The sequence below is a fragment of the Dyadobacter sp. CY345 genome (assembly GCF_021502725.1).
Lineage (GTDB): Bacteria > Bacteroidota > Bacteroidia > Cytophagales > Spirosomataceae > Dyadobacter.
In genome coordinates, this window is record NZ_JAKFFS010000001.1 from 1,661,508 (window position 1) to 1,680,775 (window position 19,268).

The following is a 19,268-nucleotide window of genomic DNA, read 5'->3' on the forward strand; positions in this document are numbered from 1 at the left end:
TCAATATTCTTAATCCAATATTTTATATAAACAAAAAAATACCATTTGCAGTAATTTCTTACGCTTCAATCCTTATACCAAATGTAGTGATCTCGATAACAGTCAAAACATTGGTATTCTGGTATGAACACATTAAGGTCAGTTCCCCTCTTTTTATTTTTTGTAATTATAAATTTCTGGTACCCTTTCGCTGAACCAAAAAAATCTACGGATTCGTCCGTCTCAAAGGATCCTGTACTAACAATTGTTCAGAATGCATCAAAGGAAACGATCAGTATTTTCAGGGGTACTGAGGTAAAACCTATCCTGGTTCAAAATACAAAAGCAGACTTCCGGCCGTATCTCCACCCAATCATAGCACCGGATGGAAAAGGTGTTCTGACCGAATATAGTCCTGGTCATCACAAACATCAAACAGGTATTTATTGGGGATATACCCGCGTCAACGGTCGTGATTATTTCCATCACCCTGATGGAGCTTATTGGCGGCGGGTCTCAGCGACGGTTGTGGAAGCGAAGGGTTTGGAAGTAAAATGGAGGACGGTTTACGATTTACTGGATTCGACTGGGACCGCCGTTCTGACGGAAACGCAAAACTGGTCGATGCGGCAAAAAGACGGAAAATATCTGCTTGATCTGGAATGGAGTGGTGAGGCAAAAACAGATGTGACAATCGGAAAGTATGATTATGGCGGATTGTTTGTAAGAATGCCCTGGAAAGAAGGAATAAAAGGCGAGGTGATCAACGCCGCCCGCCAGCGAAATGAAAAAGCAGAAGGACAGCCTGCGATGTGGGTTGATATTGCCATGCAGGTTGAAGGCAGAAATGATCTGGCACATATTGCCATTCTTGATCATCCCGAAAATAAAGGTTATCCGCAAACCTGGCGGGTAGATGGTCAGCTGGGCGCAGGTCCTGCGAGGGCAAAAAAAGCTGATTGGCATATTAAAAAAGGAGAAACCGAAGTGATCAAACATGAACTGGTTATCTACACCGGTGTGCTGAATGATGTTGAACTTACCAAAACCTTTGGCGAATTTATTGGCAACAACGGTACCTACAACACTGCCGCGTTGTGGGCAATTGCTCAAAAGGAGGGAAGAGAAGCAAAATTTTTAAGTGCACAGGAAGCAGTTGCCGCAATGACAATCAAAGATGGTTTTCAGGTGAACGCGTGGGCGTCCGAGCCGATGATGACGCAACCGATGGCTTTTTGCTGGGATGACCGGGGGCGTATGTGGATCGCTGAAAATAAAGATTATGAATCAAGAGGAAAAGGATTTTCCAATGCAGGTGACAGCAGAATACTGATTCTTGAAGATACTGATCATGACGGAATGGCTGACAAACGAACTGTTTTCATGGAAGGAATTGCGTTCCCGTCTGCGATCGCGGTAGGTTTTGACGGTGTGTTCGTCGGGGCTCCACCAAATTTGCTTTTTGTCCCCGATAAAAACGGAGATGACAAGGCTGATATGGATGCCATTGAAGTTCGGCTGACAGGCTGGGGAATCCGGGACCGACATGAAACGCTGAACAGTTTTCACTGGGGGCCGGATGGGTGGTTATATGGTTTGCAGGGTTTTGCAACGCCATCGAAGGTTGGGAAACCAATCGGGAAAGGCAGGATTTTTAGGCACAAAGATCCTTTTCCGACCGACAATTTGAAGGAAGGAACTGATATTAACGGCGGAGTATGGCGTTACCATCCTCTCAAAGATAAATTTGAAGTTGTTGCACATGGATTCAGTAATCCGTGGGGTATAGATTATGACGCAAAAGGTCAGCTGTTGATGACTGCATGCGTTATTCCGCATTTGTGGCATGTTGTACCGGGAGGAATTTATCACCGTCAGGGCGGTCAGCATTTCAATCCCTACGTTTATAATGATATCAAAACCATCGCCGATCATAGCCACCGTTCTGCCCATGGGGGAGCGCGTGTATACCTTTCCGATGCATTTCCTGAAACAGAAAATGGCAGAATTTTTATGGCTAATATTCATGAACACGGCATTCTATCAGACGTTCTGGAACGCAAGGGTTCCGGTTTTTCAGGCAAACATGGCGACGATTTCATGATGGCAAACAATGCGCAGTGGGTTGGATTTAGTATGGAAGTCGGACCGGAAGGCGGGCTTTATGTGCTCGATTGGCATGATGCAGATATTTGCGGATCAGATGTTTTGAATTCAGAAACCGGACGGATTTTCCGCATTATGCCTAAAATTTCTCAGGCTAAAAATTGGGAAAACCGATACGCCGATCTTACTAAACTTTCTGACGATGAATTAGTTGACCTGCAATTGAGTAAAAGCGAATGGCATGCCAGAAGGGCTAGGATTATTCTTCAAAAACGTGCCTCAAAAAAACCTTTACCACAAGAAATCTATGATAAGTTGTTTTCGATTTTTTTCAAAAATACCAACCCCGATTGGCGCCTGCGTGCCATGTGGAGTCTGCAGGTAACTGATGGTCTGGATAATAAAATGCTGGTGGATGCTTTGTCGGATGAGGACGAATATGTCAGAGCCTGGGCGATCCAGTTTTTGACAGAAGAGAAAAATGCAGGGAAGGAGGTTGTTGCAAAATTTGCTCAGCTTGCCAGTAGCGAGCAATCGGCTGTTGTTCGGCTGTATCTGGCTTCGGCTTTGCAGCGGTTGGGTTATGACGACCGGTGGGATGTCGCAAAGGGTTTGTTGTCACATCAGGAAGATGGGAATGACCATAATTTGCCAAAGATGATCTGGTATGGGATTGAACCGTTGATACAGGAAAACACTTCCCGCGCGCTGGAACTCGCCGTTCAAAGTAAAATTCCAATGGTTACTCAGTTCATCGCACGAAGAACAGTAGATGCGGACGTACTTGAACGATTGGTTTCATTGGTAGGCAAAAAGTGGACCAACCAGGTTTCATTGCTGGAAGGCATGCGTGACGGACTGGAAGGAAGAACAGATCTGAAAACACCTGCGAATTGGAATGCTGTCTATGCCGGTTTGAAATCGCAGGGAAAACCCGTCGCTCAGCTGGCCTATGAAATATCAAATCATTTCGGAGATACCGAGGCTGCAAAAAATGCGCTTGTTGTTTTGAAGAATAAAAACGCAACAGCCGACCAGCGCCGTAAATCCTTGCAGTTATTAGCGATCAGACAACGCCCTGAACTGGTTAAAGAATTACCTGCACTGCTTGATGATAACAATATCAGTATAGACGCGATCCGCGCCATGGCTGGATTTGACAATGAATCACTCGCCAGGCTGTTGATTGAACGTTATCCAAAGTTCAACACTGCGGAAAAGGCCGAAGCCATTCAGACACTTGCGTCCCGACCTAAATCAGGATGGATTTTAACGCAGGCACTTTCTAAAAATATAATTTCAAAAAAGGACATTCCGACTTATGTTGCCCGGCAGTTGAGAAGGGTTGTCGGCAGCGGCTTTGTTGAAGTATGGGGGCCGATTGACCATGTGGCGTTTGATGAAAATGCTTACAAAAAATACAAAAATCTGTTAACTGATCAGAACATTAGTCAGGCGAATGTTGGTCAGGGCAGGTTGATTTTTAAAAGAACCTGTGCGCCGTGTCATAAAATGTATGGCGAGGGCGGGATTATCGGGCCGGAACTCACCGGTTCAAACCGTGCCAATCTTGATTATTTACTTGGAAATATCCTGGATCCAAGCGGAGAAATTCAGGACGATTATAAAATGGTTGTAGTGACGACGCGGGATGGACGGACTTATGTTGGAAATATTGCCAAGGAAACTGAGCGGCAGATCACGCTTCGGATTGTGGGACAGGATGCCGTGGCCATCAATAAATCCGATATCCAGACGCGGGAAACAACACCCGTTTCCATGATGCCTTCCGGTTTGCTGGATGATTTATCGGATAAGGAAATTACGGCATTGGTTGGATATATGAGGACAAGTAAGCAGATTGAGTTGTCAAAATAAACTTGCTTCTTCGTTACTCACTAATTATTTGAAAACCATGTCGCTCAATTACATCTTCCGATTTTATTTGCTGATCGTCATAATTTCGTCGAGCGCTGCTTCAAATGTAAATGCTCAAACGACTCCCAAACCTGGTCTCTTGTCCAATTATATTAAAGTTATTCCGGCTTCCAGGAATTCGGAACAGCATCGGCTCATACTTTCCTCGGATGTGGACAGCACCTGGGATAAATGGAAGGAACGGGGATACAGTTTTGGGTTTAATCCCAAGATCACTCCCATGTACACGACGATTGAAGGCATTTTAAGCACACCTTATATGATTCAGGTTCGGGGAAATGCGCAGGAAAAAAATCGCAAACGTTGGGGATATCACGTTTTTGAAGGGTATGCCAGCGACGATAAATCGCGGATCACTTTTTTGGTCAATAAACATACTGAACTTGATCGCCCGGTTGCTGAGGCATACTATTACAGCACTGCCTATGATCATTCTGAAAATGCTTACAACTGGTTCAAGCTGGGCTCGGATGTCAGGCAGCACTCATTTTTGTTTGGCCGCGATAAGGCTGTTTTTTATGGTTCATTAAAATTGACCAACGCCTTGACTTTGGGTAATGTTGGAAAAGAAGATATTCTGGAAAAACAACCGGAAAAAGATGCTGAACAAAATTTTGGAGACGATGCAAAACATGTCAATTTCAAAGAATTAAAAGGGGCGGGAAATGGAACTATGTTTTACGACAAAGACAGAAATATTGTTGTTATCAAAGTCAATGGAAAATGGATGAAGGTCGTTGTAGAACCGCTTCCTGAAAATACTGAATATCCCTTTTGAAATACGATAGATTCGTGTGCGCTTCACCTTTATCCAATAATCTGAATCAGCTGTAAAACATTATCTCATATGAAAAATCAGGAAATTTCCAGAAGACAATTTTTAGGTGCGTCTTCGCTGGCTGTGGCCGGGATGGCACTTATATCAGAATCAGGTTTTGGTATGCCTGCTTATATAAAAAATCTTGGCAAACCGAATTCGCTGTTTAACGGCGTGCAAATCGGCGTGATCAGTTATTCCTGGCGCAGTATGCCAAGCAGTGCCGAACAGGTTTTGCAATATTGTATTGATAGTAACATCAGCGCAATCGAACTGATGGGGCCAGCGGCTGAAACTTTTTCGGGAGCGCCGATCGCACCGCCGCGTCCTTCCGGCACACCTGGTCAGCGGCCGGAACTCACGCCCGAAAAAAAAGCCGAACAAGCCGAGTACGCAAAAAAAATAGCATTATGGCGGTCAAAAGCACCGATGGAAAAATTTGTGCAGCTTCGGAAAATGTACAATGATGCCGGTGTCAGTATTTATGCATTTAAGCCGTCGGCTTTGGGCGTAAATAATACTAATGAAGAGGTCGATTATGCATTCCGGGCGGCGAAAGCACTTGGAGCAAATCAGGCGACGGTTGAGCTTCCAACCGATCCCGCACAAACAAAGCGGTTAGGCGACATTGCTGCAAAAAATAAAATTTATGTTGGATATCATGGACATTTGCAGCAGACCTTTACTGCCTGGGACGTAGCACTTGAACAGTCAAAATACAATGCACTTAATTTCGATATGGGGCATTATGTGGCTGCCGGTTTTGATCCGTTGGAATTGATCAAGGCCAAACATGAAAATATTGTCAGCATGCATACAAAAGACCGGAAGTCAAAAGCGAATGGCGGACAAAACGTACCCTGGGGTGAGGGTGATACGCCCATCATTGCAGCATTGGAATTGATGCGAAAAAATAAATATAAATTTCCCGCTACTATTGAGCTCGAATATGAAATTCCAGCAGGTTCAGATGCCGTTAAAGAAACAGCAAAATGTGTTGAATATGCACGGAAGGCTTTGATGGCATAGGATAATTTTGATGACTAAAATGCAGATTCCTGGTATAGGAGTCTGCATTTTTTATTTCAATTAATATCAATCAAAATTTGCTTTATGAAATTCTAAATTCAGTAGCTTTACTTTCTCCTGATAATTGATCTTTCCATTTTTTTATCCCGATGCAAACCGAAGATTTAATCAAACAAATCGAATTCATTAAAGAAATCGACAAGCTAAAATACATTCAGCGTCGTACGAAATTATTTAACAGTGATCGAAATGAGAATGATGCTGAACACAGCTGGCATTTGGCAATGATGGCCATCATTTTATCACAGCATGCAAATGTTCCGATTGATGTTTTAAAAGTGGTCAAAATGGTTTTGATACATGATATTGTTGAAATCGATGCCGGAGATACTTTTATTTATGATACGGTAAAAAATCATACAAATACAGACGAAGAATTATTGGCTGCAAGAAGGATTTTTGGGTTATTGCCGGATGCGCAGCGCGATGAAATGATTGCACTTTGGGAAGAATTTGAAGCCGGAAAAACCGCCGAAGCTAAGTTTGCAAAATCAATGGACCGGTTGGAGCCTCTGCTGCAAAATGTGTCCAACAATGGCGGGACGTGGAAAGAATTTGATGTGGATTATCAGATGGTATATTACAAAAAAAGTGTAATAAAATATGGTTCAGAATCTATCTGGCGTTATGCAGAAAACCTGATCAATGAAAGTGTTGATAAAGGAACTCTAAAAAAGGAATAATTGAAGTATCTTACATGTTTATTTTTGTAAGTAACTCATTGTTATAAAGTTATGATGACCGTTTGCTAAGAAGTTGATTTTTAAACTTATAGATTGAGTAAATTTGATTTCATCCTTAAACGTAAAATTTATGTATATTTTCGTTGAAATGTGGAATCCAAAACAAGCCTGGCTTGACCTGCCAGCTTCTGAACGTACTGCCTACGTAGCCGCTGTCGGCGGAGCTGTTGAAAATGTGTTGGCTGCCGGCGTCGAGATTATAACATGGTCATTTAACGATAGCACGATTGATAACTTTAACGGCTTCCAGTACTTTGCAATCTGGAAATTTCCAACTCAGGATTTGGTGAAAAGTTTTCAGGAGATGGTTGTTGATGCAGGTTGGTACAATTACTTTGAACAGGTCAATGCATCCGGAATGATCGGGGAGCCGGGCCCAGTACTTGATCACTCTATCAATCTTTAATTTTTAACAGGACTCCGCCATTATTTCTGTCAAAAAAAGATTGATAGTATCCGCTTTCCCAAAATAAATGCGCCTTTTCCGCTGATACTATGTTTAGGAATCTTATGTTTATTGTAAAATTCCTAAACATATAAATGGGCCCGACTCTACATATTCGTTTGAAAATTATTTTGCTGTTTTTTAGCAGCTTGTTGAACACTACTTTTGCCCAGCAACTTCCCGTCTGGAACGCTGAATTTGAAAATAAAAAACCTGTCGATTGGCTGGTTAAACCTGTCGCTGAAAAGGCGCAGGTTTTCCAAAGTAAAGATGGACGTGATATCGTTTTATACAACGGACTTTTAAAAAGGACTTTTCGCATAACGCCTGATCTGGCATGTATTGATTTTAAAAATCTCAGCAACGGACAACAACTTTTAAGGGCAGTTAAACCGGAAGCGCGTTTGACAATAAACGGGAAATCTTATCCTGTCGGCGGCTTGTATGGACAAAAGGAAAATGCTTATCTGTTACCGGAATGGATCGATTCGTTCGAGATTTCTGATAGTGCTTTTCACTATGTCAAATATACTGTTGAAGATATTAAACCTTATCTCAACTGGAAAACTTCCATGTGGACTGGGAATAGCAAAAATCCGGCAGGGAAATCAATCACATTTTATTTTCAATCTTCAATGCCGGCACTGAAAGGGCTGGATGTCGCTGTGCATTATTCCATTTATGAGGGAATTCCTCTGCTCAGCAAGTGGGTAACTTTACAAAATAATAGAGACGAAAATGTCAGGCTTGATCAGGTTGTCAATGAGATTTTGGCGGTTGTGGAAGAGGAAAGTGCTGTGGAAGGAAACACAGAGCAAATGGCAGTACCAAACGGAATCTACGTTGAAAATAATTTTGCCTTTAATAATGCGATGCGTTACAAGTTGAGTGATCAAGCGACGCATTGGAAAAGGGATTCGACTTATACTTCCCAGGTCAACTATCGTTTTCAAACACCTTGCCTGCTTGAAGTTCACCCTAAGATTAATGTTGGGGTTGACCTGAAAAAAGGAGAGCTTTTTGAATCAGTCAGAACGTACGAGCTTTTACAGGACAGTTATGATCGCGAGCGAAATGGACTGGCGATTCGGAAGATGTACAGAACCATTGCGCCATGGACGACGAGCAACCCGATTTTCATGCATCTTGTGAGCAAGAATGATGCGGAAGTAAAAACGGCAATCGATCAATGTGCCCAAACGGGTTATGAAGCTTTGATCCTGAGTTTTGGGAGTCATTGTGATATGGAGGATACATCGGCAGCCAATATGGTAAAATGGAAAGAACTGGCGGATTATGCACACAGCAAAAATATTTTTATTGGGAGTTATTCTCTATTCAGTTCACGCAAAATAAGTTCTGAGGACGACGTGATTGACCCCAAAACCGGAAAACCCGGCGGTGCTTTTTTTGGTAACGCGCCATGCATGGGAAGTAAATGGGGATTGGCTTATCTGAAAAAACTCAAACTTTTCATGACTTATACCGGGTTCAATATTTTTGAAAACGACGGACCATATCCCGGCGATGTCTGCGCCTCTACAACCCATCCCGGACATGAAGGCTTACACGACTCGCAATGGAAACAAATGGCATTGCAGAAAAGTCTTTATCACTGGTGTAACGAAAACGGAATTTATGTCAACGCACCGGACTGGTATTTTCTGGATGGGACAAATAAAATCGCATTAGGTTATCGGGAAGTAAATTTTTCGTTGTCCCGTGAGCAGCAGATGTTGCTGAACCGACAGAATATTTACGATGCTTCATGGAATGAAACACCCTCAATGGTTTGGGGATTTGTTCCATTGACCAAATATCAGGGTGGAGGCCCGGATGCTATTCTTGAACCGCTTTCAGAACATCTGGACCCCTATGAACAATTGATGATGCAATATTATGGGTCAGGTATTCAGGCTTGTTACCGCGGTCCGAGGTTATATGATACGGAAACGACAAAAAAGACGGTTCAGAATGTAATTCAGTGGTACAAGAAATACAGGCATATTTTGAACTCGGACATGGTCCATTTGCGGCGCGCAGACGGTAGAGATTGGGATGGTATGATGCACGTCAACCCGTCACTGAAGGAGAAAGGTTTGGTGATGGTTTATAATCCGCTGAACGAAAATATCGTCCGCGATATCAGATTGCCGGTATACTATACGGGCAAACATCAAACGATTCAAATTAGAGAAAAGGAAAATACGGCGAAGTCATATCAGGTAGATCGTGACTACGATGTTTCAATAAAACTAACGCTGCCAGCGAAGGGATATACCTGGCTGGTTTTGGAGTGATGCGGTTTATTAATTTATTGGTTGTCGACCCGATATTGGATGAGCATTCTATTTGATAATAATTTTTTGGTGCTATACTAAGGGTCAGGCAGATTATTATCAGAATAACGTTAAATTCGGTTTCGATTTAAATCTACCTGAACCTGTTAAAATGAAATATTATTTATCACAACTGATGCATCGCTGCATTCAGGCTTTTGGCCACGCCCCGATGGCCGTCATCACTTCTAGATTAAGCGTCTTTGTTTCGCGACTTTCCCCGATGCAACGCATCAACAATTTCTATTATTTTTCAAACTGGAACTGACAAGAAAAACCGATCCGATTAAAGTAGCCTGACAGGATATTGTTTCACTCAGCTTTTTGAAAAAATAAATAACGATACTAAATGACTTCAAAAATTTCCCTAAACCGACTTGATTCCATTGATATTTTCAGGGCAGTGACCATGTTCCTGATGATTTTTGTAAACGACTTATGGACGCTCGAAGGTGTTCCAAAATGGCTCGAACATAGCGCCGGTCCTGATGACGCATTGGGATTTTCCGACATCATATTTCCCGCATTTCTCTTTATCGTTGGCTTGTCCATTCCGTTTGCAATTGCCAACCGAAAATCGAAAGGAGACTCGGATACGACCATCTTGATGCATATTGGAGAAAGAACCGTTGCTTTGCTTTTAATGGGATTTTTTACGGTGAATCTCGAAAGTGCGCATAGCGAAATGATGGTCAGTAAATATATATGGCAAATATTGATGGTCATCGCGTTTTTTCTAATCTGGAATGTATATCCCGAAGATCCTGGTAAAAAGTCGTTTTACACCTTGCTGAAATTTATTGGGTATATGATGCTTGCTGGACTTGCTGTTATTTACAAAGGAGGAGAAGGAAGTGACGTTACCTGGATGAAACCGCATTGGTATGGAATTCTCGGGCTGATCGGCTGGTCTTATTTGCTCTGCGCGACGATATATCTTTTTATCCTCGACCGTACCGTATTGATCGTCATGGCCTGGCTGTTTTTTGTACTCTTTAATCTGGCTGACTTCGAGGGTGTTCTGAAATTTCTTGACGAGGTAAAACAACATGTCTGGATTGTGGGTAGCGGGTCCATGCCGGGCTTTACTATGGGCGGAGTTGTGGCGTCTGTTATATATCGGAAGTATGCGGACCGTTTGAATCCGGCTACTTTCATTGCCATTTTAGTAACACTTGGAATACTCTCACTGGCTTATGGTTTTGGAACCCGGCCTTTTTGGGGAATTTCAAAAATCCGGGCAACGCCTGCCTGGTTGGGAATATGTTCAGGAATAAGTTTCGTGGCTTTTGCATTTTTTTACTGGCTAACAGATTTGAACGGCAGGAAAAACTGGGCGCAAATTCTAAAACCTGCTGGTACGTCGACTTTGACCTGCTATTTAATTCCCTATCTATGGTATGCAATTATCACCCTTGTTGGCATCAGTCTACCGATGATTGTGAGAACAGGAGTTGTCGGAATAATTAAATCATTACTTTTTTCACTGATCGTAGTTGTGTTAACAGGCTTGATCAACAGGTTAGGTATTAAACTTAAAATTTAACAAAGACATTTTAAAAGCGGATGACATGGACCAACGTCCATGTCATCACAGCGAATTACCCGTCGTCAAACTCAACCTTTATCAACCTAAATATTTTTTCAATTCTGCGGCGGCCTGTACGAAAAGTGCACGCGTTGCTGGAATTTCTGCCAACGCATTGAGCAATCCAAAATCGTGGATCACTCCGTTATACCGAACGGTGGTCACTTTGACGCCGGCTTCGTCAAGCTTACGGCCGTAAGCCTCACCTTCATCTCTAAGAATATCGTTTTCTGCAACCTGAATAAGCGTTGGCGGTAAACCTTTCAGCTGTTCAACAGTTGCCTGTAATGGTGATGCGTAAATTTCTTTTCTCTGTTCCAAGTCAGTCGTGTACTGATCATACATCCATTTCATGACATTTTTGGTTAGGAAACGCTGCTCGCCATATAGTTCGTAGGACTGGGTATCAAAACCAGCATCAACGATTGGCCACATCATAATCTGTAATTTTATTTCAGGCCCACCGCGCTCTTTGGCCAACAGACTGGTTACAGTGGTCATATTGCCGCCGACACTATTCCCAACAACCGCAAGATTTTTTCCATCAACGCCGATCTCATTTCCATTTTCTGAAACCCATTTTGTAGCTGCATAAATTTCATTAATTGCCTGAGGATATTGTGCTTCTGGCGAGGGCGTGTAGTTGACAAAAACACCTGAAGATCCTGTTAGAACGACCAAATCACGGACCATTCTCTTATGTGTTGGATAATCGCCCAAAATCCAGCCGCCACCGTGAATGAAAATAAATACGGGAAGAATTCCTTCTACATTTTCTGGCCTGACGATATTTAACTTCACAGTATAGCCATCAGCGGTAATCGTTTTTTCGGATTCTACGATGCCTGAAAGATCTACGTTAACAGATGCCTGCGCCCCGATCAGGACGTTACGCGCATCCTCTTTTCCCAAGCTTTCGAGCGCCGGCCCGCCGGCATTGAGCAATTTCAAAAATGCTTTTACTTCGACAGAAATATTTGGATCTACGGCATAATCTAACGCCTGAAAAGTAGTTAAGCTCATTCGCTGGTTTTGTTTAGTTTTGAATTAATACTGTTGTAAAATTATCGCTGGTCTGGTAAGGGGACAATAGCTAAATACTCGTTTGAGATATACATTTCATGGTAGTCGCAAAGATGCAGCTGGCAATGACCAAATTTGGATGTGCCAATTTCTTTCATTTCAGAATAATTACTTGCAGAAATTACGAACTGGGGAGGCCGTTCGTATGTTGAAAAAGTAATGGAAGATTATGATGTCTAAATAAGTTGGCTACGATAAATATAATTATCCGGCAACTTAATTGTTAGGCGAACTAATGTCGCTTTTGGCATTCCGGAATGTGAAAGTATGTGTTATTTATTAATATGCTAAAACATTGACTGGTAAATTATTAAACATAAAGGGCCAAATATTTAGGTAATTTAAATTAACAAAAGCGGCTTAAAAGGCTACTTTTGTGCCAGGCTAAGAGTAAATTATTTTACACAATGCTTTCATAATAAATTGATTCTCTAAACATAAAAACGTTCAACTCATGCTTCAGTCGACACCCTTTGATCAAACAGCAGCATATAAAAAGCTGAAAACCCACCATAAAACAATTTCACAAAAACACCTTAAAGATTTGTTTCTGGAAGATCCGGACCGCCATCGTAAGTTTTCGATCCGTTTTGGTGATATCGTGCTGGATTATTCGAAAAACAGAATCACTACGAGAACGAGATCATATCTGGTTCAACTTGCCGAAGAATGTGGTTTGTCTGATGCAATCGAGCAAATGTTCAATGGTGAAAAAATCAACGCTACGGAAGGACGTTCGGTATTACATACTGCATTAAGAAACCGGTCGAATACTCCGGTTATGGTGGATGGTAAAGACGTAATGCCTGACGTGAACGAAGTCCTGGCAAAAATGAAGGATTTCTCAAACAAAGTTCGTTCAGGATCCTGGAAAGGGTATTCTGGTAAAGAAATCACCGACATCGTCAATATCGGTATCGGTGGAAGTGATTTAGGTCCGGTGATGGTAACGGAAGCACTGAAATCATATGGAAAAAAGGGTTTGAATGTACATTTTGTTTCTAACGTTGACGGAACGCACATTGCTGAGACGATCAAGTCGCTAAATCCTGAGACAACTTTATTCATGATCGCCTCCAAGACTTTTACCACGCAGGAAACGATGACGAATGCTTTAACAGCGCGCGGTTGGTTTTTGGAAAAGGCTGGTGACGAAGAGCACGTTAAAAAGCATTTTGTAGCGATTTCGACCAATCAGTCTGAGGTTGAAAAATTTGGTATAGATCCTGAAAACATGTTTGGCTTCTGGGATTGGGTCGGTGGCCGATATTCTTTATGGTCAGCTATTGGTCTTTCGATCGCTTGTTTTATAGGTTACCAGAATTTTGAGCAGCTTTTGGCTGGTGCGCACGATATGGACAACCATTTCCGTACGACCAAACTGGAAAGAAATATTCCTGTGATCCTTGGACTTTTAGGTGTTTGGTATAACAATTTCTTCGATGCGCAAACACATGCCATTCTGCCTTACGATCAATATATGCACCGTTTTGCAGCCTATTTCCAGCAGGGAGATATGGAAAGTAACGGTAAATATGTTGGAAGAAATGGGGAGGCTGTCAATTATCAGACTGGTCCGGTAATCTGGGGCGAGCCTGGTACGAACGGGCAGCATGCTTTTTACCAATTGATCCACCAGGGAACCAAGGTTATTCCTGCTGACTTTATTGCTCCGGCTGTTAGTCATAACCCGATTGGTGAGCATCACAAAATGCTTCTGTCTAATTTTTTCGCTCAGACAGAGGCTCTTATGAATGGAAAGACTTATGAAGAAGCTAGTGAAGAATTGAAAAAAGCCGGGAAAAGCCAGGAAGAAATTGACTTTTTGACGCCATTTAAAGTTTTCCAGGGTAACAAGCCAACAAATTCATTCCTTGTTAAAAAGATAACCCCGAAAGTTCTGGGAAGTCTTTTGGCTATTTATGAGCACAAGATTTTTGTTCAGGGCATTATCTGGAATATTTTCAGCTTTGACCAATGGGGTGTTGAGTTAGGAAAGCAATTGGCAAATAAAATTTATCCGGAACTTCAAAACGACTGGCCGGTATCAAACCATGATAGTTCAACAAACGGCCTGATCAATCAATACAAACGCTGGAGATAACGGTCAAGGATAAGTGTCTTAAAACCGAATCCCAGCAATACACCAACAGAATCTGCCACGGCATCCCACCAGTCAAATGTGCGGTCGAATGGCAGGATCTGTTGGTAAAATTCAATTCCCAAACCATAGGACATTCCTAAAATAATTATCAATTTACTTTTTGCAGGATAGGATAGAAGCCACAAAACAGACCAGACGACAAACATGCCACCATGGACAAGTTTGTCAAAATTAGGGAACGGTGGGTCAGGAATATCTTTCCCCGGCCAGGTGCACACTGCAAGAATGACCAAAGTCCAAACGATAGCTATCCATGAATTTTTGGCGAAGAAGTTTATGAAACGTTCCAGTATGATAGAAATTTGCATGAGTCGGCTCGATCTAATTTGAGGTAAATTTATGCCGAGTTTCGTAAAAATTTGAAGACTGATTAAATGTTCAGGATTTACTTCAAGAACTTATTTGAATATTATTGTAAAAGTTAAAAAAGCTGTTTAAAGTGTACCTTAAACAGCTTTTTCTATTATACACTTCGTAGAAAGAGGATTTAACTATATCTTTTCAATAGAAAGATTCACTTTGTATTCTTCAAGGTCAGGTGTTTGTGTTGTTACCGGATAGGGAAGGACATCGTGCACAACCAGAGAATAATTTTGGTTTCCAAGCATAAATGTCTGATGACCAGATGCTTTGCTTTCACTTTTAAATGAAACTGGAATATTGGCTTTATTTGTCCCGTCTGATATACTTAATTGAAGATCGACTCCGCCAGCCTGAATACAATTCACGTTAATCGGACATCGGCTTTCATTTAATTCCAACACATTGACAATTAACGCTTGTCCGGGAATGTTTACAGAAGTCGTCTTGCGATAAGATGCACTAATAGTTTGATCTTGAATTTCTACTACTTCGTCTTTTTTTGAATCACACGCGAAGCTGGAAACACAGAGTAATGTTACTATGATCAGGTTTTTCATGGCAGAAGGTTTTGCTTATAACCCTAAGACGCACATGTAGAGAGAATGGTTGTAATGAAGTTAAATAATAACTAATAAAGACAATCTGAACGCTAACATGAGTCGGCTAAATCAATATTGTTTTTAATGTCAGTCCTCGCCGTTGCGATATTGGGATGTCGGCAAGAAAATGCAGATCCAATTACTGACGGAGAAATTTGTTATCCGTGAATAGTTGTAAAGACTGTCACGAACCGAAAGGTTTGGTATTTTACGATTTAACGGCAAAATGATACGTTGTTTTCCTGTCTATTCCAGGAACTTACGATTATGTTGACACCGGATACATCCGTGACAACCTGCCAGGTTTTGAAGGACTGAACGGTTTGGCAATGATTAATTTCGACGGGGAATATTATGTTTACAGAGGCAACAAATCGTCACAAATGGCTGCAACAGAATATTTCGTTTAAAAATCACAAGACCGGAAATTATTCAATAGGTAGTTTAAAATAAAAAACGGTTGATTAATAATCAACCGTTGTCTGCAAATTCCGGATAAAGTGTCATTCCACCATCAATGTAAAGCGTTTCGCCATTAACGTAATCAGACTCGTCTGAGGCAAGCCAGGCAACAGCTTTGGCAACATCAAGTGGCGTACCGATCCTTTTGTATGGTATCAGTTTAAGCAAATCCTTATATTTCTCAGGATCTGACCAAACTTCCTTATTAATTGTCGTTTTTATCGCTCCTGGACTTACAGAATTAACCCTTATTTTATGGGGTGCAAGTTCCTGAGAAATAGATTTCATCAACATCATCACGCCACCTTTTGATGCAGCATAATTCACATGACCAGCCCATGGGATAATATCATGAACAGAACTCATCAGGATAATTTTACCAGTCGAAAGTTCGCTATGATCAATTTCCCCATCCTTCGTTGCAGCTTTTTCCTGAGCAACAAACTGGCGCGCTGCCTCTCTTGTACAAAGAAACTGACCAGTCAAATTGACATCAATCACTTTTTGCCATTCTTTTAATGTCATTTCCAGGAACGATGCGTCCTGCTGCAAGCCGGCATTACTTACAAGAATGTCGAGTTTTCCATAAGTACTGATCGTCTGGTTGAACATTGCTTTCACTTCCTCTTCCTTACTCACATCAGCCTTTACAACGATTCCCGTACCGCCATTATCAATGATCTCTTCCAGAACCTTATCAGCAGCTTCCTGATTGCCACTATAATTGACAACTACGTTTGCTCCGAGCTGGCCAAAATATACGGCGCAAGCTTTCCCAATTCCTGAACTGGAACCAGTTACAATTACAGTTTGTCCTTTAAATCTCTGATTTGAATCACTCATATTGTTTCCTGATCAATTGACTTTAATTTTTTCCAAACACTACGATTAATGCTTTTAACTGCCCAGTTTTTAGCAATCAGCACAGCTTTCGCCACGGCATCTTTTGGAGAAATATTGGTAGTTTTAATTAAATCCTGCGCGATGACCATAGCTTTCTCACGTGTGGTAGGAGATAGATATTTCAACTCAGGTAAAGTCATCATGTTATCCATAAATGTAGAATTGGTTTTGTTTGCCAGTGTATGGGTTGCTTTCAGTATTAAAAACTTATGCCAGGATTTCAGCCAACTTAACGTCATACCGATGGAGATTATTTACGCACTTTTTAAAAAATGAGCTGAAAAAAAATCCCCAACTATAAGAAGGGGATTTTTTTTACTCGTTGTTCCTTACTTAACTTCTTCGAAGTTTACATCAGTAACATCTTCTGCATTGGTACCTTCACTGGCTCCGTTTCCTTGCGGGTTTCCAGGAGCACCTTGCTGACCTTCACCTCCCTGAGCGTACATCTCCTGAGAAGCGGCCTGCCATGCAGCGTTTAATTTTTCCATCGCAGCATCAATGCCCGTCAAATCCTGAGTTGAGTGTGCAGTACGCAATTCAGCAAGTGCACCTTCAATAGCAGTTTTATTTGGCTCAGATAACTTGTCTCCAAATTCTTTCAACTGTTTGTCAGTTGAGAAAATAAGACTGTCTGCTCCGTTTATTTTTTCAATTTTTTCGCGTTCTGCTTTATCAGAAGCTTCGTTCGCTTTTGCTTCCTCACGCATACGGTTGATTTCCGCATCCGTCAATCCGCTTGAAGCTTCAATACGAATTTTCTGTTCTTTTCCAGTTCCTTTATCTTTCGCAGAAACGTGAAGGATACCATTTGCATCCACATCGAAAGTAACCTCAATCTGAGGAGTACCACGTTGTGCCGGCGGAATATCGGAAAGGTGGAAACGACCCAATGTACGGTTTTGATTCGCCAAAGGACGCTCTCCCTGCAAGATATGGATCTCAACAGAAGGCTGGTTATCAGCAGCAGTTGAGAACACTTCCGTTTTCTTCGACGGTATAGTCGTGTTTGCTTCGATCAGTTTCGTAGAAACACCACCCAAAGTTTCGATACCTAGTGACAATGGAATAACGTCCAAAAGAAGTACATCTTTCACTTCACCTGTCAAAACACCACCTTGAATTGCAGCACCAACAGCAACCGCTTCATCCGGGTTAACACCTTTTGAAGGTTTTCTTCCAAAGAATTTTTCAACTTCTTCCTGAACACGAGGAATACGGGTTGATCCACCTACAAGAATTACTTCGCTAATGTCGCTGTTTGAATAACCTGCATTTTTCATCGCTCTCTTGCAAGGTTCCATCATGCGTTGGAACAAGCTGTCTGCCAATTGTTCAAATTTGGCACGAGTCAATGAACGAACAAGGTGTTTCGGAATACCATCTACCGGGAAAATATATGGTAGGTTGATTTCCGTTTGTGTAGAGCTTGAAAGCTCAACTTTTGCTTTTTCAGCAGCTTCCTTCAGACGTTGCAAAGCCATAGGATCTTTTGTAAGATCCACACCTTCGTCCGTTTTGAATTCAGCAGCAAGCCAGTTAATGATCACCTGGTCAAAGTCATCTCCGCCAAGGTGGGTATCACCATCTGTTGATTTTACTTCGAAAACTCCGTCGCCCAATTCAAGTACCGATACGTCAAACGTACCACCACCTAAATCGAAAACAGCAATTTTCATATCGATATGTTGCTTGTCAAGACCGTAGGCCAGGGCAGCAGCAGTTGGTTCGTTAATGATACGTTTAACATCCAAACCAGCAATTTGACCTGCTTCTTTGGTTGCCTGACGTTCAGCGTCATTGAAATAAGCAGGAACAGTGATTACTGCCTCTGTTACTTCTACCCCTAAATAATCCTCAGCAGTTTGTTTCATTTTTTGTAAAATGAATGCTGAAACTTCTTGTGGGGTATATAGACGGTCTCCGATAGGAATACGCGGCGTGTTGTTTGGGCCTTTTTCAACACTGTACGCGATGGTTTTCATTTCACTGGAAACCTCGTCATACTTTTTACCCATGAAACGCTTGATAGAACTAATCGTATGCTTGGGATTGGTGATTGCCTGACGTTTGGCAGGCGCACCTATTTTACGTTCGCCATTATCCATAAACGCAACCACAGAAGGAGTCGTACGAGCACCTTCGCTATTTGCGATTACGACAGGCTCGTTACCTTCCATGACAGCTACACAGGAGTTCGTAGTTCCTAAGTCTATGCCAATTATTTTTCCCATTGTTATATGTTATAAGTTAAAATTATTTGATTCTCAATTTGTGACGAAGATAATTTTCAGATTTTCTGTCGTACCCCTTAATCCTTAAAAAGCCCGTACCAGAGAACAGAATGCCTCGTATGCAGTGACAAAGTGTCAGTTTTGACAGCTTGGTTTTTAATGTTTGAGAACCTTTTCCGGAAGGCGCTTTTTTAATCGCACCTTAATTTATCCAGTATCGTAAAAAATTATTTATTAAATATTATGCTCTGGATAAATAACAAAAAATTTAAATTAATAGGTTGATTCACAGTGCGTATGAATATTTAAGCAGTTCTTATTCATAGTATTTAATAACGAAATTCCAATCTATTTCGCGGTTGCCATATTACGCTTGACGCTTGGCACTTCACTTGTCGTTAATTTTGGATATACTA

The 19,268-nt window shown here is 41.6% G+C and carries 14 protein-coding genes; 8 read left to right on the plus strand and 6 right to left on the minus strand.

The genetic code is table 11. The features are described from left to right. Positions 1 to 123: 123 nt before the first annotated feature. The 7 genes from L0657_RS06990 to L0657_RS07020 all read left to right on the plus strand — a co-directional run bounded on the left by L0657_RS06990 (position 124) and on the right by L0657_RS07020 (position 11,002). Positions 124 to 3,963, plus strand: coding sequence for a PVC-type heme-binding CxxCH protein (locus L0657_RS06990; protein WP_235149699.1), 3,840 nt, complete (start codon positions 124 to 126; stop codon positions 3,961 to 3,963). A 37-nt stretch (positions 3,964 to 4,000) separates the two neighbouring features. Continuing rightward, on the plus strand, positions 4,001 to 4,801 hold the full coding sequence (locus tag L0657_RS06995) for a hypothetical protein (RefSeq protein ID WP_235149700.1): 801 nt from the start codon (positions 4,001 to 4,003) through the stop codon (positions 4,799 to 4,801). A 69-nt stretch (positions 4,802 to 4,870) separates the two neighbouring features. Further along, positions 4,871 to 5,869, plus strand: a complete 999-nt coding sequence (locus L0657_RS07000) for a sugar phosphate isomerase/epimerase (protein WP_235149701.1) — start codon at positions 4,871 to 4,873, stop codon at positions 5,867 to 5,869. A 149-nt stretch (positions 5,870 to 6,018) separates the two neighbouring features. Next, entirely contained in the window at positions 6,019 to 6,612 is a 594-nt protein-coding gene (locus L0657_RS07005) for an HD family hydrolase (protein ID WP_235149702.1), read from the plus strand. Positions 6,613 to 6,742: 130 nt separating this feature from the next. Next, entirely contained in the window at positions 6,743 to 7,078 is a 336-nt protein-coding gene (locus L0657_RS07010; RefSeq protein ID WP_235149703.1) for a DUF6616 family protein, read from the plus strand. Positions 7,079 to 7,212: 134 nt separating this feature from the next. Further along, positions 7,213 to 9,417 carry an alpha-galactosidase gene (locus L0657_RS07015; RefSeq protein ID WP_235149704.1) on the plus strand — a complete coding sequence of 735 codons (2,205 nt, stop codon included), beginning with the start codon at positions 7,213 to 7,215 and terminating at the stop codon, positions 9,415 to 9,417. 388 nt (positions 9,418 to 9,805) lie between these two features. Further along, positions 9,806 to 11,002: a DUF5009 domain-containing protein gene (locus tag L0657_RS07020; protein WP_235149705.1), complete on the plus strand. Its 1,197-nt coding sequence runs from the start codon at positions 9,806 to 9,808 to the stop codon at positions 11,000 to 11,002. Positions 11,003 to 11,083: 81 nt separating this feature from the next. Here the strand turns inward: L0657_RS07020 and L0657_RS07025 are convergent, their stop codons facing one another. Then, positions 11,084 to 12,067, minus strand: a complete 984-nt coding sequence (locus L0657_RS07025; RefSeq protein WP_235149706.1) for an alpha/beta hydrolase — start codon at positions 12,065 to 12,067, stop codon at positions 11,084 to 11,086. 514 nt (positions 12,068 to 12,581) lie between these two features. On the opposite strand from L0657_RS07025, the gene pgi reads away from it, so the two are divergent. Further along, positions 12,582 to 14,231 (plus strand): glucose-6-phosphate isomerase, encoded by a 1,650-nt coding sequence (pgi, locus tag L0657_RS07030; RefSeq protein WP_235149707.1) that lies wholly within the window; start codon positions 12,582 to 12,584, stop codon positions 14,229 to 14,231. On the opposite strand, the gene L0657_RS07035 is transcribed toward pgi, so the two are convergent. From L0657_RS07035 to dnaK, 5 genes are all read right to left on the minus strand, one after another. Then, a complete protein-coding gene (locus tag L0657_RS07035) occupies positions 14,210 to 14,599 on the minus strand; it encodes a VanZ family protein (RefSeq protein ID WP_235149708.1) in 390 nt (129 codons plus the stop codon). The two genes, pgi and L0657_RS07035, sit on opposite strands and share 22 nt — an antisense overlap. A gap of 183 nt (positions 14,600 to 14,782) precedes the next feature. After that, entirely contained in the window at positions 14,783 to 15,211 is a 429-nt protein-coding gene (locus tag L0657_RS07040; protein ID WP_235149709.1) for a hypothetical protein, read from the minus strand. 513 nt (positions 15,212 to 15,724) lie between these two features. Then, positions 15,725 to 16,558, minus strand: a complete 834-nt coding sequence (locus L0657_RS07045; RefSeq protein WP_235149710.1) for an SDR family oxidoreductase — start codon at positions 16,556 to 16,558, stop codon at positions 15,725 to 15,727. Continuing rightward, positions 16,555 to 16,857, minus strand: coding sequence for a hypothetical protein (locus tag L0657_RS07050; protein ID WP_235149711.1), 303 nt, complete (start codon positions 16,855 to 16,857; stop codon positions 16,555 to 16,557). Before L0657_RS07050 ends, L0657_RS07045 begins: the two co-directional genes overlap by 4 nt. A gap of 90 nt (positions 16,858 to 16,947) precedes the next feature. Beyond that, on the minus strand, positions 16,948 to 18,852 hold the full coding sequence (dnaK, locus tag L0657_RS07055) for a molecular chaperone DnaK (RefSeq protein ID WP_235149712.1): 1,905 nt from the start codon (positions 18,850 to 18,852) through the stop codon (positions 16,948 to 16,950). Between the last annotated feature and the right edge of the window lie 416 nt (positions 18,853 to 19,268).